Origin of the sequence: Frankia sp. CcI49 (assembly GCF_001983215.1) — a bacterium.
GTDB classification, from domain to species: domain Bacteria; phylum Actinomycetota; class Actinomycetes; order Frankiales; family Frankiaceae; genus Parafrankia; species Parafrankia irregularis.
Genome location: NZ_MOWP01000008.1, coordinates 1 through 15,981, shown reverse-complemented (window position 1 = coordinate 15,981; position 15,981 = coordinate 1). Strand labels below are relative to the sequence as shown.

The window sequence follows — 15,981 nt, the reverse complement described above, 5'->3', positions numbered from 1 at the left end:
CAGCCCCGGCCGGCACGGCAGGCCCAGCCGGCACGGGAGCCACGGTCAGCCAAGGAGCCACGGCCAGCAGAGAGCCATGGTCGGCACCGCAGGCGCCGTGCGGCGGGCCGTCAGGCCTCGTCCGGGATCTCCATCTCGAACCAGACCCGCTTTCCATCCGGAGTCGTCTCGACGCCCCAGGCCTGGGCGAGTGCCTCGACGAGCAGCAGGCCCCAGCCGTGCTCGGCGTCGATCTGGTCGGTCGACTCGTCACCGGGCCTCGGCAGCGCCGATCCCTCCCTGTCCTCGACGCTGATCCGCAGCCGCCCGGGCTCCAGCGTCGCCCGCAGCACAAGGTCACTGCGCGCATGCAGGACCGCGTTCGTGACGACCTCGCTGACCAGCAGGATCGCATCATCGAGGGAGCTGATGCCGGCGTCGTGCAGGGCCGCGCGCACGGAGGTGCGCGCCTGGCCCGCGGAGGCCGCCACCGCGGGCAGCGCGAGCTGGATCAGGGGTGGGCGCACCGGCCTGGTCACCAGCACCAGCAGCGCGATGTCGTCATCCGTGCGGGCCGGCAGCTCGGCGGCGAGCAGGCAGCGTTCGAGCACCGTCCGCGCGGTCTCCTCGATGGGGCCGGGACCGTCCCACGTCACGGCGTCGGGGCCGGACCAGCTCCGGGCGGCGAAGGAGCCCGCACGGCGGCGGTCACCGGCGGTGCGTGACCTGCGGAAACCGCCGCGGCGGTCCCGGCCGGACCGGCGCTCACGGATCCGCCGCTCAGGCAGCACAGCGGACGCCGGTGCCGTGGTCGCCGGGCCACCGACCGGCGTGCCGTCGGCATCAGCACCGTTGGCATCAGCACCGCTGGCCGCAGCACCGCTGGCACCGGTACCGCCGGCCACAGCACCGGCCACCGAGGCACCGGCCACCGAGTCGGCTGGCAGGACGTCCGCCGCGGCCCCGGTGTCGGCGGCCCCGTTGTCGGCGGCCTCGTTGTCGGCGGCCCCGTTGGATGCCGCCTCGTTGGATCCCGCCCCGTTGGACGAGGCTCCGTTGGACGAGGCAAGGTCGCGTGCGGCCCGCGGGCGGGTGACCTGCTCGCCCAGGCCGGACCGCAGGTGTTCCAGGCCGTCGGCCAGTGAGCGCCGACGGGACTCGACGAGCCCGTCGGTGAACAGCACGAGGGCGGAGCCCGGGGGCAGCGTGATGGTCGTCTCGGAGAACGCGTCCGCCTCCCCCGTCCCGAGTGGCAGACCGGGTTCGAGGACGAGGTAGTCCGGCTGCTCGTCGGGCAGCAGCAGCAACGGCGGCGGGTGACCGGCGCTGGCGATCGTCGCGCGGCCGGAGTACGGGTCGTACACGGCGTACATCGACGTGGCGAGCTGCAGCCCGGGCAGCGAGTCGACGACCCGGTCCAGCCGCGCGAGCAGTTCGGCGGGGCCCCAGTCCTCCAGCGCGTAGGCCCGCAGCGCGGCCCGGAGCTGGCCCATCACCGCCGCCGCGTGCAGCCCGCGCCCCATCACGTCACCGATGGCGATGCCGGCACGGCCACCGGGCAGCGGAATGACGTCGTAGAGATCGCCGCCGACCTCCGTCCCGGCCGTTCCTGGCCGGTACTCCAACGCGATCTCCATCCCGTCCAGGGCCGGCGGGTGGGCGGGGAGCAGGGAGCGCTGCAGGGTCAGCGCGGACTCCTCCACATCGCGGAAGAGCTGCGCGTTGTCGAGCGCCGCGCCGCCGCGCCGCGCGAGCTCCTCCACGAGATGGATGTCGAATGCCGAGAACGGCTCCAGTCCGGCCCGGTCGACCGTGAGAGCGCCGAGCACCCTTCCGCGCGAGTGGATCGGCACGGTGATCGTGGGTCCGGAGGGGAACTCCCAGAACCTGTCGTAGGCCTCGCGGGCGAACAGCTTCCCGACGATCTTCTCGGTGTATTTCGGGACGTAGTACGACTGGCCGGTCCGGACGACGGAACCCGGCGGGATGTCCTGGTCGACGGTGGCCGGGCGGATCTGGAACGCGGCCCGGACGAAGCCGGCGGCCTTCGGGTCCAGGAAGGACGACGCGGCGATCGGAACGGAGTTGCCCTCCCCCCGCAGCCAGACGATCGCCGCGCTCCCCAGCCGGGGTACCGCCAGCGCCGCCGTCATCTCGACGATCCGCTGCGGGTCGAGGGAGGTGCCCAGGACCATGCTCGCGTCGATGAGGAAGGAGCACTGCCGCAGCGCCGCCTCCTCCGCGGACCGCGAACGGTGCCGCCACGCGCCGGACAGCTCCCGGACCACCGCGCGCCCGACCGAGGCTGTCGTTGCCGCCCAGCCACCGTTGGCCGGATCGGGCCCGGCGCGATCGCGGCCGGCCCGATCGGCACCGGCGGGGTCCGCGCAGGCCCGATCCATATCAGCCGCGGCCATATCGGGCACGGCAGTGCCGGGACGTTTCGCCACCAGGCCACCTCCACCCCATGGAAGCAATCCATAACGGACTGTGACGTCATCCACTCGCGGAAGTGTAGGCCGGTAGTCGGATATCGCGCCCGACGAGCAGCTCGGCCACCACTTTCCGTAACCATGCACCCCGTTTACTTCACACCCACGGAGAGGGTTTGATGCGGTCATGGATCCCGTTGTCACGGACCGTGCGGACGCTCCGACACCGACCGACGGCACCTCGACGAAGCCGGGCAGCGGTGCAGGGCCGGGCGACGGCGGCGGCGAGCCGGGCTCCGGTGCGGCGCAGGCTCCCTGGTGGCGCGACGCCGTGATGTACGAGGTCTACATCCGCAGCTTCGCCGACACCGACGGCGACGGGGTCGGCGACCTCGAAGGCATCCGGGGCCGGCTGCCGGACCTCGCGGACCTGGGCGTCGACGGGATCTGGATCAGCCCGTTCTACCGCTCCCCCATGGCCGACCACGGGTACGACGTCGCGGACCACACCGACGTCGACCCGCTGTTCGGCACGCTCGACGACCTCGACGCGCTGCTGCGCGACGCGCACACCTGCGGGTTGAAGGTCATCGTCGACGTGGTCCCCAACCACTCCAGCGAGCAGCATCCGGCGTTCCAGGCCGCGCTCGCTGCCGGGCCCGGCTCACCCGAGCGGGAGCTGTACCTGTTCCGGGACGGACGCGGGCCCGACGGCGCGCTGCCGCCGAACAACTGGATCTCGGTCTTCGGCGGCCCGGCCTGGAGCCGCGTTCCGGACGGCCAGTGGTACCTGCATCTGTTCGCCCGGGAGCAGCCCGACTGGAACTGGCGGCATCCGCAGGTGCGCGCGGAGCACCGGGAGATCCTCCGCTTCTGGCTCGACCGCGGCGTCGACGGGTTCCGTATCGACGTCTCGCATGGCCTGGTCAAGGACGACGCGCTGCGCGACCACCCCGCCCTCGCCACTCACCCCGCCAACCCCATTGCTGTCCCCGCCACCCCCGCTGCCGACGGCCACGCCGGCGACCGCGAAGGTCACGGAGAAGGCGACAGAGGAGCCGACGGTGTGGGCACCGGAGCTACTGGAGCGGCTGGTGCGGCTGGTGCGGTCCCCACCCCGGAGACGGGTTTCCGGGAGCTGTTCGAGCCCTACTCCTGGGATCAGGACGGCGTCCACGAGATCTACCGCGAATGGCGGGCGATCCTGGACGACTACGACCGTCGCGACGGGCGGGACAGGGTGCTCGTCGGCGAGACCTGGGTCGCCGACCCCGAACGGCTCGCCCGGTACGTCCGCCCGGACGAGCTTCACCTGACCTTCACGTTCTCGCTGCTGTACGCGCCGTTCTCGGCACCGGCGTGGCGCAGCGCCATCGACGCGGCTCGGGCCGCCACGGCCGCGGTCGGCGCGGTGCCCACCTGGGTGCTGGCGAACCACGACGTCATCCGGCCGGTCAGCCGGTACGGCGGCGGCGCGACGGGCCTGCGCCGGGCCCGGGCGGCCCTGCTGGCCATGCTGGCGCTGCCCGGGACGGCCTATCTCTACCAGGGCGACGAGCTCGGGCTGCCGCAGGTCGACGTACCGCCCGACCGGCGCCGTGACCCGGTGTGGGAACGCTCCGGGCACACGTCACCGGGGCGGGACGGGACCCGGATTCCGATGCCGTGGTCCGGCCAGTCACCTCCGTACGGCTTCACCGCAGACGAGGTCGAGCCCTGGCTCCCGCAGCCGCCGGACTGGGGTGCGCTGACCGCCGCCGCCCAGTCCGAGGACCCGCTGTCCACCCGGGTGCTCGTGCACGGCGCGCTGGCGCTGCGCCGGGCGCTGCCGTTCCTCGGCAGCTCGGCTGGCCCGGACGAGGCTCAGCCCGGGTTCCGCTGGCTCGCCGACCTGCCCGTCGACTGCCTCGCCTTCGACCGCACAGCACCACCAGCCCGCACACCACCACCGGCCCACACAGCACCACCGGCCGGCACAGCACCACCGACCCACACAGCACCACCCGGCGACACGGCGCCGCCCGGCCGGACAGCACCACCCGACGACACTCCCCCGCCGGCCGCGGGTGCTCACCCGCTCGGTTCCGCGCTGACCTGCGTCATGTCGACCGACGAGGAGGTGCGCCTCGCGCTGGCCGGGCGCCTGGTCCTGGCGAGCAGTCCCGTCAGCTACGACGGTGCGACGCTCGTTCTCCCACCCGCCACCACTGTCTGGGTCGTCCCCCGTTCGGGTTGACTCGGCCGACAGAGAACAGATCCGCACCTGCGGATCTGATTGACTGTTTGACCTGCAGATGCGGGATGCCCGGCGCCGTTGTATGCCATGAAGGCCAAAACCGGACGGTGCCACGGCGGAGACGTCGCCCTCTCGTGGCGCAGAATGGATGGGTGAACCAACCGTCACCCGTACGACCACGAGCAGACTTCTACGAGGCCGTCGGCGGCGAGGCGACGTTCCGGGCGCTGGTGGCACGGTTCTACGAGGGTGTGGCGAGCGACCCTGTCCTGCGCCCGCTCTATCCGGACGAGGAGCTTGCCGCCGCCGAGGAGCGGCTGCGGATGTTCCTCATCCAGTACTGGGGTGGGCCGTCGACGTACAGCGAGCTGCGGGGGCATCCGCGGCTGCGGATGCGGCACGTGCCGTTCGCGATCGGCCCGGCGGAGCGGGACGCCTGGATCAAGCACATGAGGGCGGCCGTCGACAGCCTCGACCTCGCTGCGGACCTGCACAAGGAACTCTGGGACTACCTGCTGATGGCCGCGAACTCCCTGCAGAACCGCCCCGGCTGACCTGCCACCGGCCTGGCTGCCGACCCGCGGCCGGGCCCCACCCTGCCTGGATGTCCGCGCCTGCCTGGATGTCCGGGCAGGGTCGAGATGTCCGCCTGGCGGGGATGTCCGGTCGGCGGGGATGTCCGGTCGGCGGGGCATCGCCTGCCGCTGAGGCCGGTTGGCGTGACCGGCCTCAGCAGGCGGGTGGTGCCCACGGGCGGCATGCGCCGCCGGGCGGTCAGTCTCGGGTGAGCTTGCGGTAGGTGACCCGGTGCGGGCGCGCCGCCTCGGGGCCGAGGCGTTCGACCTTGTTGGTCTCGTAGTCGGCGAAGTTGCCCTCGTACCAGAACCAGCGGGCCGGGTCGGTCTCGGTGCCCTCCCAGGCCAGGATGTGCGTCGCGACACGGTCCAGGAACCACCGGTCGTGGGAGACGACCACCGCGCAGCCCGGGAACTCCAGCAGCGCGTCCTCCAGGGAGCGCAGGGTCTCCACGTCGAGGTCGTTGGTGGGCTCGTCGAGGAGCAGCAGGTTGCCGCCCCGCTTGAGGGTCAGCGCCAGGTTCAGCCGGTTGCGCTCACCACCGGACAGCACGCCGACCGGCTTCTGCTGGTCAGGCCCCTTGAACCCGAAGGACGACACATACGCCCGGCTGGGGATGTCGGTCTTGCCGACGACGATGTGGTCCAGCCCGTCGGAGACGACCTGCCAGACGTTCTTCTTCGGGTCGAGCCCGGCACGGCCCTGGTCGACGTAGGCGATGTCGACGGTCTCGCCGACCTGCAGCTCGCCGCTGTCCGGCGTCGCCTCACCGGAGATCATGGTGAACAGCGTGGTCTTGCCGACACCGTTCGGGCCGATCACGCCGACGATGCCACCGCGAGGCAGGGTGAACGACAGGTCACCGATGAGGATCCGGTCACCGAAGCCCTTGGACAGCTTCCTTGCCTCGATCACCAGGCTGCCCAGACGCGGGCCCGGCGGGATCTGGATCTCCTCGAAGTCGCGCGGCCGCGCCTTGTCCGCCTCGGCGGCCATCTCCTCGTAGCGGGACAGCCGCGACTTGCTCTTGGCCATGCGCGCCTTCGGGTTCGACCGGACCCACTCGAGCTCCTGGGCGAGCATGCGCCGCCGCTTGGCGTCCTTCTGGCCCTCGACCTTGAGGCGGGCAGCCTTGTTCTCCAGGTAGGTGGAGTAGTTGCCCTCGTACGGGTGGGCGCGGCCGCGGTCGAGCTCGAGAATCCAGCCGGCGACGTTGTCGAGGAAGTACCGGTCGTGGGTGACCGCCAGCACCGCCCCGGCGTAGCGCGCCAGGTGCTGCTCCAGCCAGGCGACGCTCTCGGCGTCCAGGTGGTTGGTCGGCTCGTCGAGCAGCAGCAGGTCGGGCGCCTCCAGCAGAAGCCGGCACAGCGCGACCCGGCGGCGCTCACCACCGGACAGCGGAGCGACGTCGGCGTCACCCGGCGGCAGACGCAGCGCGTCCATCGCCTGGTCGATCTGGCTGTCGAGCTCCCAGGCGTTCGCCGCCTCGATCTTGTCGATCAGGACGGCCTGCTCGGCCAGGAGGGTGTCGAAGTCCGCGTCGGGCGCGGCCATCTTCTCGTTGATCGCCTCGTAGGCGGCGAGCACCTCGCGGATCTCGCGGACACCGTCCTCGACGTTGCCGCGGACGTCCTTGCTCTCGTCGAGCACGGGCTCCTGGGCCAGCATCCCGACGGTGTAGCCGGGGCTGAGGATCGCGTCGCCGTTGCTCGGATGGTCGAGGCCGGCCATGATCTTCAGCAGCGACGACTTCCCCGCGCCGTTCGGACCGACGACACCGATCTTCGCGCCGGGCAGGAACGCCAGGGTGACGTCGTCGAGGATCACCTTGTCGCCGTGGGCCTTGCGGGCCTTGCGCATCTGGAAGACGTACTGCGCCATGTGCCAACCCTAGGGCATGGTGCCCGGATACCTCACGGCGGTGATCCGAAGGATGACCAGCGGACACATCCACCCGTGTTCACCCCACCCCCAGCCGGGTACTAACCGGAGTCGGACGACCACCATCAGACACCATCGAACATCGGCCACCATCAGGCACAGGGTTCGCTGGGAGGCGGCATGCGCGCGGATGACCAGCGGGTCGGGCTCGCGGCGGAGGCGTTCAGCTTCGGCTATCCGATGGTCTGCGCGGTTCGGCAGATCATCCGTGCCGCGGAGGAGGGCATCGGGCCGATCAGGCCGGTCGGTTTCAACGCGTTCGCCCACCAGACCGACCCTCCGGGGCCGCTCTCGCCGTTCCTGAACGTGAACCCCGACGTCCTGTTCTCGATGGCCCAGGTGGATCTCGGCCCGGGCCCGGCGGTGCTGCGGGTCCCGCCGGCGCCGGGCAGGTATCACGTCCTCGCCTTCTACGACCCCTGGCTGAACGTGTTCGCCTATCTGGGCACCCGCACCGACACCAGGACCGAGAACGGCGACGGCGACGGCGACGGGCAGGGCCACGAGGTCCTGCTGGTCCCACCTGGCGGCGACGCCGATCTGGATGCGGATGCGGATGCGGGCTCGGGCGGCCGGCTTGTGATCGAGGCTCCCGCGCGGGTCTTCAGCATCGTCGCCAGGTTCGCCTTCCGGGGCCGACAGGACCTGCCCGCTGTCCGCGCGCTTCAGGACCAGCTCGCCGTGAGCCCACTCGACCCGGACGCACGCCGACCGGAGGGGCCACCGGACCGGTCCAAGCAGGTCTGCGACGACCTGCGGTTCTGGGAGGAACTGCGCACCTGGATGCGCGCCTTCCCGCCGCCGCCGATGGAACGCGAGTACGCCCGCAGGTTCGAGGCGCTGGGCCTGCTCGCCGACCCGTCCCCCTACATAGATCCTGATCCGACGCTCGCCTGGTCGCTGCGCACCGGTCTGCGCACCGGTCGGGACGAGCTGGAGCGGCTGGCGGACGCCGGCCGGCGGACCAACCTGGGATGGGCCAGCACCCTGCATGAGGCCGACTACAACCTCGACCGGTTCGGCCCCGGCGTCCGCGACGACCGCGCCTGGGAGATTCCGGACCGGGCGCAGGCCCGCATCGCCCGGGCGCTGGCCGCCCGGCGCCCGCTGGGCATCGTCCACGCCTACGAGGAGACCGCCGCGCACTGTGCGGTGGACCTGGAAGGCCATCACCTCACCGGCGCGCACGACTACCGGCTACGCCTGCGGCCGCCGCCCGTGGACTCCTTCTGGACCCTCACCATGTACGACGAGCCCGACGGCTACCTCGTCGACAACCCGCTGGGCCGCTACTCGATCAGCAGCCTGGACGATCTCGTCCACGAGCCGGACGGGTCCATTCCCGTGCTGATCCAGAGCGAGCCCCCACGGCCGGAAGCACTGTCACAGTCGTCCGCTGCGCCGTCGGGGCCACAAGGACCTTCGGCCTCGGCACTGCGACCGGTGTCGACGCCCCGATCGACGTCCGCGGCGGGTGCTGCCGGGACGGCGAACTGGCTGCCGGCGGCCGGCGGCGACTTCCGCCTGGTCCTGCGCATGTACTGCCCGGGTGAGGAGGTCCTGCGCGGCGCCTACTCACCACCGGCGATCCACCGGCTCGACTGACCCACACCACCCCTGCCGGGGGCACCACGCACGGCTGCCGGGCGCTGTGGCGCCCCGAGGCTGGCGCGTCGCCCTGGGGAGCGTGCCGTCGGCCCCCGGGGGTGCGTCCTGACCGGTCAGGGCAGCGTGATGCGTACCGGCAGCGTGCTGCCGGTTCCGACCTCGTCGATCTGGGCGCTCGGCGCGAGTACGGCGATGTCCGCGCCCTCCTCGACCAGGACGGGGAGCACCTGGCGGTCGACGGTCCGGGCCCGGCCTCCCGACGCCGGTGTCGCCAGCAGAGACACGGTGATGGACGTCCCGGCACCGGGCACCGTGCTGATCCGCGGCCTGCCGAGCGGGCTGCCGGCCTCGCGCCCGGTGGGGGATCCGCGGGTGCGCGCACCGTCGTAGCTGACCGCGTCGGTGACATCGTCGGCATCAAGTCCGTCCGCGTCGACGGTGAGCCGCGCGGCGGACTGCCCGGTGACGGGCACCGGGTAGGACAGCCTGGTTCCGCCGGCTTCGAACACCAGCTGCGCCGCCCGGCTTCCGGCGGGAGCCGCACCGACGCTCACCTCGACGTCGACGGTGCGGCCCGTCGCGAGGGTGAGCGCATCGACCCGGGACCGTGTCGGCGACTGGGGCGAACGGTTGTAGGCGGCCGGCATCCGCAGCAGGTAGGGGGTTCGGTCGGGGTGATCGGCCACGACCTTCAGGTCCGCGACCCCACGCGAGACGGCGAACAGCAGGTCACCGTCGCCGTCCGCACCGTCGAGATCCGGGCCGTTCGCGGTGACGGCACTCGGATGGCCCAGGTAGGCCGGGGTGGCCGAGACCAGCACCAGGGATCGGTCGGGCAGCGAGCGCAGCATGCCGGCGAGCTCCCGGTCGTGCCCGGTCATCGTCGCGTTCGCGTCGACCGCGACGACCAGGATGAAGGTCGTGAGGCTGACGACGCCCGCGGTTCCCACCCCGGTGAGGCCCCGCGCGACCCGGCGCCGGGACCAGGTGGCCAGATCGACGACTCCGCGGGCACCGAGATGCACCAGCCCGATCATGACCGGCATCAGGTAGAAGGGCCCGACGTACCGGATCCCACCCCACAGCTCCGCCGCGTTCCAGGCGCCCCAGAAACCGAGGTAGCCGATCAGGAACAGCACCGACCCGAGGCCCAGCAGGTAACCGGGTGCGTCCAGCCGCCGGCGGGCCACCGTGACGACCGCGGCGACCGCCAGGAGGACACCGCCGCAGGCCCAGCCCCCGAGCAGCCACAGATGATCACCCACGGACGCCAGCCCGTCGCCGAGGCCGAAGTCGTGCCCGCCATCCGACGGGTACAGCCGGCGCCAGCCGAACCCGAGCTTGTCATCGGGTTCCAGCAGCGCGAACGGCAGCCTGAACGGGCTTCCCGTGGCGGCCGCGTTGAAGGCCAGCAGAAGCCCGGCCGGCAGGGCCAGCCCCGCCGCCGCCCAGCGCAGCGCCCACCCGAGCCGGGCGTCCCGGCGAACCTTCACCACCGCCCAGATCACCACCGGGGCGAGCACCAGCACCACGTCGTAGGGACGCACCGCCACGGCCACCCCGGCGGCGAGCCCCGCGCCGGCGAGTGCCACCCCGCCGCCCCGCCGGCCCCTGCCGCGCAGGCCCCGCAGCAGGCCGAGCAGGGTCAGTTCCAGCAGGACCAGCACCGGCAGGTAGCTCAGCACCAGCGCGCTCTGCACGATCATCAGCGGGGAGAACGCCAGCAGGGTCGCCGCGAGCGCCGCGACCCTGCGATCACCCGACAGCTCGACGCCGAACAGGTACGTGACGACCACCGCGGCCGCCGCGACCAGCGCGAGCACCGGCGAGATGCTGCCCGTCAGCAGCAGGCCGAGCGCGAAGAGCCCGGGGACGAACGGCGTGTACTTGAGGACGTAGTGACCGTCGGACACGGCGGCCAGCCAGGGCGCGTAGGAGGCCGCCGGGTCGGGCGCCGCGGGGAACAGGTGCCCGCCGGCCATCGCCCGGGCCTGGGTGAGGTAGATGACCTCGTCGTTGTTGATCGACAGGTAGGGGAACAGGTTGTGCCGGAGCACGACCGCGACGGTCGCGCTGAGCACCGCGAGCACGGCCACGTAACGACCTGGGGCGCTGATCTCACGGGCCCGCCGCCACAGCCGGTCGAACGACAGCCCGGCCGCCCCGGTGGGAGCCGGCGGCGGCACCGGGCTGCCCGTCTCCTGCCGGGGGACCGCGGCGCCCGGCTGCCCGGACGGTTCGTCCAGCGCCGGGCCCGCTCCGCCACGGGGTTCGTTCGCCCTGCTCACCCTCGGCACGGTACCGAGCGGAACATGCCCCGATGCCGCAGGTGGGCCTATCGGTAACAGCATGTCGGCGGCCTCACACAGCCCGCGACCACTGCGACCACCCCCCTGCCGCTCGCCGGGCGCGCCGTGCCGACCGACATCACCGCGGATCGGGCCACGATCAGCCCGCGGCGCCCCCCGGCCCCAGCAGGCGGTGCTCCCCCACGACATCGGCAAGCCCGAAACCCGCCGCCCCCAACCGGCCGGTCACGCCGCGGGAAGGCGCGGACGACCTCCGGCTGGACACCCGGTGCCCGACGGTCCGCCGCCCCTCGATCAGAGGCGGCGGAGAGGGGACCACCCGCTCCCCCTGATCCGTCAGCGGGGCCGTGCAGTCGGCGCTCTCTGGCCCTGCGCCGCCCCCGACCGTCTGCTCGGCCCCGATTACTCGCTCGAGATGGACCTGACCGGCCTGGCCCTGCTCCGCCGCAAGGCCGTGCCCTGCCGGCTGCCCCGACGGATCCGCCAGGGCCGCAGAGATCGTCTGGGCGGCCCCGCCACCCGCCGCGCCGCCGGAGCCGGCAGCACCACCAGAACCGGCGTCGTGGTGGACGGCGTCGGCCGCGCCGGGATCGCCGGGATCGGCGGCCTCCTCCGCGTCGAACGCCGAGTCATCGTGACCGAACGGATCCATCTGGGCCGCCCCGGGATCAGCCAGCGGGTCGGGGTAGCCCGACGACGTGGCGAGCGAATCCGTGGGCCCGGGCGACGAGCGTGCCACCCTGCGCACCTCGACAGGCCGCCATGTCAGCTCCGCCGCGACTGCTTCGGCGTCGACCTCATAGCTGACCCGACGGTCACCGTCCTGCGTCTCGTAGTTGTTCTGGCGCAGGCGGCCGACGACCAGCACCCGGTCGCCCCGGGAAAGACTGGCCGCCACGTTCTCGGCGAGCTGACGCCAGCAGGACACCCGCATGTAGAGCGTGTTCCCGTCGACGAAACGCTGCTCGGCACGGTCATAGCGACGCGGCGTGGACGCCACGCGGAAGCCGCAGACGGAGACCCCGCTCGCGGTGATCCGCAGGACCGGGTTCTCGACCAGATTGCCGATCATCGTGATCTCGGTGTCAGGCATGGAGCACTCCTCGGAGAGCATCTCGGGGGCAGGGAGACGACTCGGTGACCGCTGGCCAGCCCATCCGCCGCCCGTGCGCCGCACGTGAGGCGGATGGAGACTGGTCCGCAGCCACGCCACGACTCTGCGCCACCGACTCCGAGTTGGGAACAACTTCTTCGCTCACTGTGGATAACTGCGTGCTTTCCACAGGACGGCGACCCGACTGGTCTGCGCCGCATCCGTCCACAATGCTCGAACCTGTCGCCACCCGCCGCACCACACAACGCACCGACCTGGAACGCGGTCGCAGCTTGGCCAAGCGCCATGAGCTCTCGGCACGCGCGGACACGGGAACATCGAGCGTGCGTGCCAAAGTTGCTCCCAGACGGGCTGACGCTCCGCAGCAGAACCCCGCGCCTACACAGAATGGGACGGTATGTCGACACAAGCGGCAAGCTCCGACGTGAACGCGGCGGCGAGCGGAACCTTCCAGCTCGGCGGCGACCTGCCGGTCAACCGGCTCGGCTTCGGCGCGATGCGGATCACCGGCCCAGGCGTCTGGGGCCCACCCGCCAACCACGACGAGGCCATCGCCGTGCTGCGGCGCTCCGTCGAGCTCGGCGTGAACTTCATCGACACGGCCGACTCGTACGGGCCGGAGATCAGCGAGGACCTGATCGCCGAGGCCCTGTACCCCTACCCCACAGATCTCGTCATCGCGACGAAGGGCGGCTTCACCCGGCAGGGCCCGAACAAGTGGACCGCGGTCGGGCGCGCCGAGTACCTCCGCCAGCAGGTCGAGATGTCACTGCGCCGGCTCAAGCTCGAGCGGATCGACCTGTACCAGCTCCACCGCATCGACCCCAAGACTCCCGTCGAGGAGTCGCTCGGTGAGCTGCGCGCCCTCCAGCAGGAGGGGAAGATCCGCCACATCGGTCTCTCCGAGGTCAGCGTCGCCGAGCTGGAGCACAGCCGGACCCTCGCCGACATCGTCAGCGTCCAGAACCGCTACAACCTCGCCGACCGCGCCTCCGAGGACGTCCTCGACTACGCCACCCGCGAGAACATCGGTTTCATCCCCTGGTTCCCGATCGCGACCGGCACCCTCGCCCGCCCGGGCGGAATCCTCGACGAGGCCTCGAAGCGCCACGGCAGCAAGCCCTCCCAGCTCGCGCTGGCCTGGCTGCTGCGCCGCTCCCCCGTGATGCTGCCCATCCCCGGCACGTCCTCGGTCGCCCACCTGGAGGAGAACGTCGCCGCCGCCGGCGTCACCCTCACCGACGACGAGTACGAGGACCTCGCCAAAGCAGCCGGCTGACAGCCAGCCAGCGCCTCACCGCGAGCTCTCGTGGTCTGTGGGTGGATGCGGATCGGGCATCCACCCACCGGCCGCCCGCGCAACCCCCGGCACATGCGGCAGTATGTGGGATGGTGGCCCCACCCTGCGGCGACACGGCCACCACCCACGACAGACCGGGGGCCGATTGCGACATCAGATGACGTGAGGTGGACACTGTCCATCCCACCCGGGATCCGTCCGCGGACCCCACAATGGAGTAGCGCGCCCGTAGCTCAGCGGATAGAGCGAGTGCCTTCTAAGCACTGGGTCGCAGGTTCGATCCCTGCCGGGCGCACAAAACACCCACCCTGACCTGCAGCTTCGCATTTCAAGATCCGCCGGGCGGCGTCGGTAAGCGCTGCGGCGCAAGGGGAAAATCACCTCCCGCAGGCGGGTTCCGCCAAGGTCCGGCAGGCCCCGTGACCTGCGACTTCAGCCCAGAACCGGCCGTCCGCGCCGGCGCACAGCGCTCAGACACCTGATACTTTCGCATTTTTACCAGCCGTAGAAGATCGCGTGGGTGCGGTAGGATCAGGCTCCGGGGAGCACACCACTCACGGCTTCGCCGCCTCGACCGGCCGGCGGTCCGGCCCTGGGCCAACAACGCCGTACGAGCACGGTCTGCCCCGACCTGTCCCGGTGGCACACTGTGCGGGTGAACGACGGGGGCAACACAGACAGCACCGACCGTGAGGGTGCAGGCTGGTACTTCTTCGTCTCCTACGCCCAGGCCGACCAGCCGTGGGCGGAGTGGATCGCCTGGACCCTGGAAGAAGCCGGGTACCGGGTGCTGGTACAGGACTGGGACCTCACCCCCGGGTCACACCGGGTGCAGTGGATCCATGAAGGGGTGCAGCGCGCGGAGCAGACGATCATTGTCCTGTCCGAGGAGTACACCCGGTCGGTCTACGGCACCGCCGAATGGCAGACCGCCTGGGCTGCGGATCCGGCCGGGCAGACCCGCAAGCTCCTGGTCGCCCGGGTCGCAGACTGCGCCCCGCCCGGGCTGCTCGCCCAGATCGTGCCCGTCGACCTGTTCGGCCTCCCCGAGCAGCAGACACAGGCCACTCTGCTACGCGCCGCACGCCTCGCCGTGTCCGGAGCACGGGCGAAACCCGACACCAAACCGCCGCTCCCGTCCGGCCGACAGGCGATGCCGGGACAGCCGGCGTTCCCGGGCGACCGGCCCGAGGTGTGGAACATCCCCCCACGGCTGGCACACTTCGTCGGCCGTACCGATCTCCTCGACCAGCTCCACCACGACCTCACCGTCGCCGCCACCGTGTCGGTGTGCGCGGTACGTGGCCTCGGCGGAGTCGGGAAAACCGCACTCGCCATCGAGTACGCCTACCGCAACGCCGAAGCGTTCGAAGTCGCCTGGTGGATCCCCGCCGAAGACCCCGAACTCATCCCCGACCACCTCGCCACCCTCGCCACCGCCCTCGGCCTCACCCCCGACGCGGACGCGGACTGGCCCACCATCCACACCCACCTACGCCGCGAGCAACGACGCTGGCTGCTCATCCTCGACAATGTCGAACACCCCGACGTCATCGACCCGTTCCGACCCACCGACACCCTCGGCCGCCTGGTAATCACCACCCGGCGCACCGGACTCGCCCGCCACGGGACCACCCTCAACCTCCAAGAACTCACCCGGCCCGAAGCGGTCGACCTCCTCACTCGACGCGTCCCCCACATCACCCCCGACACCGCCGACACCATTGCGGACCTGCTCGGCGACCTCCCCCTCGCCGTGGAACAGGCAGCCGGCTACCTCGACCAAACCGGCACACCCCCCGACCACTACATCGCCATGCTCACCGACCAACTCGGGGACATGCTCCACCGCGGCCACATCCCCGACCGACCCCACACCACCCTCGCCACCCTCTGGAACCACTCCCTCACCCAACTCATCACCCACCACCCCGCAGCCACCACCCTCCTCGACCTCTGCGCTCTCTGCGCCCCCGACCCCATCCCCCTCACCCTCCTCACCGACCGACCCGACCTCGTCCCCGACCCAGGCCTCCGCCACGCCGCCGAACACCCCCCGATCTGGAACGACACTGTCGGCGCCCTCGTCGGCTACGGACTCGCCCACCGCGACGGGTCTTCTCTTACCCTCCACCGCCTCACCACCGCCGCCATCCGCACCCACATGACTCCTACCACCCACACCAGCACCGCCACCACCCTTGCCGCCCTCCTCACCGACGCCCTCCCCGAAGACATCGACGGACACCCACAGAACTGGCCCCAGTGGCGCCAGCTCCTCCCGCACGTCCGCGCCCTGCTCGACCACCACCCTGACACCATCTGGAGCAACAACAGCCAATCCGCCGCCTGGCTCGCCGACCGCACCGGCATCTACCTCGGCCACCACGGCCGACCCGACACCGCCATCCCCTACCACCAACGCGCCCTCAACCTCACCGAAACCCACCTCGGCCCCCACCACCCCGACACCCTCACCAGCCGCA

9 protein-coding genes and 1 tRNA gene are annotated in these 15,981 nt (G+C 71.6%); 6 read left to right on the top strand and 4 right to left on the bottom strand.

All coding sequences use genetic code 11. From position 1 onward, the window contains the following. Positions 1-110 precede the first annotated feature (110 nt). Complete coding sequence (locus tag CcI49_RS07640) at positions 111-2,429, bottom strand: SpoIIE family protein phosphatase (RefSeq protein WP_076825344.1); 2,319 nt, start codon at positions 2,427-2,429, stop codon at positions 111-113. A gap of 169 nt (positions 2,430-2,598) precedes the next feature. Here CcI49_RS07640 and CcI49_RS07635 point away from each other — a divergent pair, with 169 nt between their 5' ends. Both CcI49_RS07635 and CcI49_RS07630 read left to right on the top strand, forming a co-directional pair. Then, complete coding sequence (locus tag CcI49_RS07635; RefSeq protein WP_076825342.1) at positions 2,599-4,647, top strand: glycoside hydrolase family 13 protein; 2,049 nt, start codon at positions 2,599-2,601, stop codon at positions 4,645-4,647. A 134-nt stretch (positions 4,648-4,781) separates the two neighbouring features. Then, the gene (locus CcI49_RS07630) at positions 4,782-5,201 is read left to right on the top strand and encodes a globin (RefSeq protein ID WP_076825340.1); all 420 of its coding nucleotides are present in this window, start codon (positions 4,782-4,784) and stop codon (positions 5,199-5,201) included. A gap of 220 nt (positions 5,202-5,421) precedes the next feature. On the opposite strand, the gene ettA is transcribed toward CcI49_RS07630, so the two are convergent. Next, positions 5,422-7,104: an energy-dependent translational throttle protein EttA gene (ettA, locus tag CcI49_RS07625; protein WP_054566868.1), complete on the bottom strand. Its 1,683-nt coding sequence runs from the start codon at positions 7,102-7,104 to the stop codon at positions 5,422-5,424. Between the two features lie 180 nt (positions 7,105-7,284). Here ettA and CcI49_RS07620 point away from each other — a divergent pair, with 180 nt between their 5' ends. Next, complete coding sequence (locus CcI49_RS07620) at positions 7,285-8,769, top strand: DUF1254 domain-containing protein (RefSeq protein ID WP_076825337.1); 1,485 nt, start codon at positions 7,285-7,287, stop codon at positions 8,767-8,769. Positions 8,770-8,885: 116 nt separating this feature from the next. Here the strand turns inward: CcI49_RS07620 and CcI49_RS07615 are convergent, their stop codons facing one another. Then, the gene (locus tag CcI49_RS07615) at positions 8,886-11,123 is read right to left on the bottom strand and encodes a glycosyltransferase family 39 protein (protein WP_076825560.1); all 2,238 of its coding nucleotides are present in this window, start codon (positions 11,121-11,123) and stop codon (positions 8,886-8,888) included. Between the two features lie 97 nt (positions 11,124-11,220). Continuing rightward, on the bottom strand, positions 11,221-12,174 hold the full coding sequence (gene ssb, locus CcI49_RS07610) for a single-stranded DNA-binding protein (protein ID WP_083473269.1): 954 nt from the start codon (positions 12,172-12,174) through the stop codon (positions 11,221-11,223). A gap of 418 nt (positions 12,175-12,592) precedes the next feature. Between ssb and CcI49_RS07605 the strand changes: the two genes are divergently transcribed. From CcI49_RS07605 to fxsT, 3 genes are all read left to right on the top strand, one after another. Continuing rightward, complete coding sequence (locus CcI49_RS07605; protein ID WP_054566865.1) at positions 12,593-13,474, top strand: aldo/keto reductase; 882 nt, start codon at positions 12,593-12,595, stop codon at positions 13,472-13,474. A 243-nt stretch (positions 13,475-13,717) separates the two neighbouring features. Then, positions 13,718-13,790 (top strand) — tRNA-Arg (locus tag CcI49_RS07600). Between the two features lie 354 nt (positions 13,791-14,144). Continuing rightward, the coding region (gene fxsT / locus CcI49_RS42470; protein WP_076825335.1) for an FxSxx-COOH system tetratricopeptide repeat protein at positions 14,145-15,981 on the top strand (1,837 nt) is incomplete at its 3' end.

What these genes read in the sequence shown, in the direction of transcription:
- CcI49_RS07635 (WP_076825342.1), top strand. Translation starts at nt 2,599, where the DNA reads ATGGATCCCGTTGTCACGGACCGTGCGGACGCTCCGACACCGACCGAC.
- ettA (WP_054566868.1), bottom strand. Translation starts at nt 7,104, where the DNA reads ATGGCGCAGTACGTCTTCCAGATGCGCAAGGCCCGCAAGGCCCACGGC.
- CcI49_RS07620 (WP_076825337.1), top strand. Translation starts at nt 7,285, where the DNA reads ATGCGCGCGGATGACCAGCGGGTCGGGCTCGCGGCGGAGGCGTTCAGC.
- CcI49_RS07615 (WP_076825560.1), bottom strand. Translation starts at nt 11,123, where the DNA reads ATGCTGTTACCGATAGGCCCACCTGCGGCATCGGGGCATGTTCCGCTC.
- ssb (WP_083473269.1), bottom strand. Translation starts at nt 12,174, where the DNA reads ATGCCTGACACCGAGATCACGATGATCGGCAATCTGGTCGAGAACCCG.
- CcI49_RS07605 (WP_054566865.1), top strand. Translation starts at nt 12,593, where the DNA reads ATGTCGACACAAGCGGCAAGCTCCGACGTGAACGCGGCGGCGAGCGGA.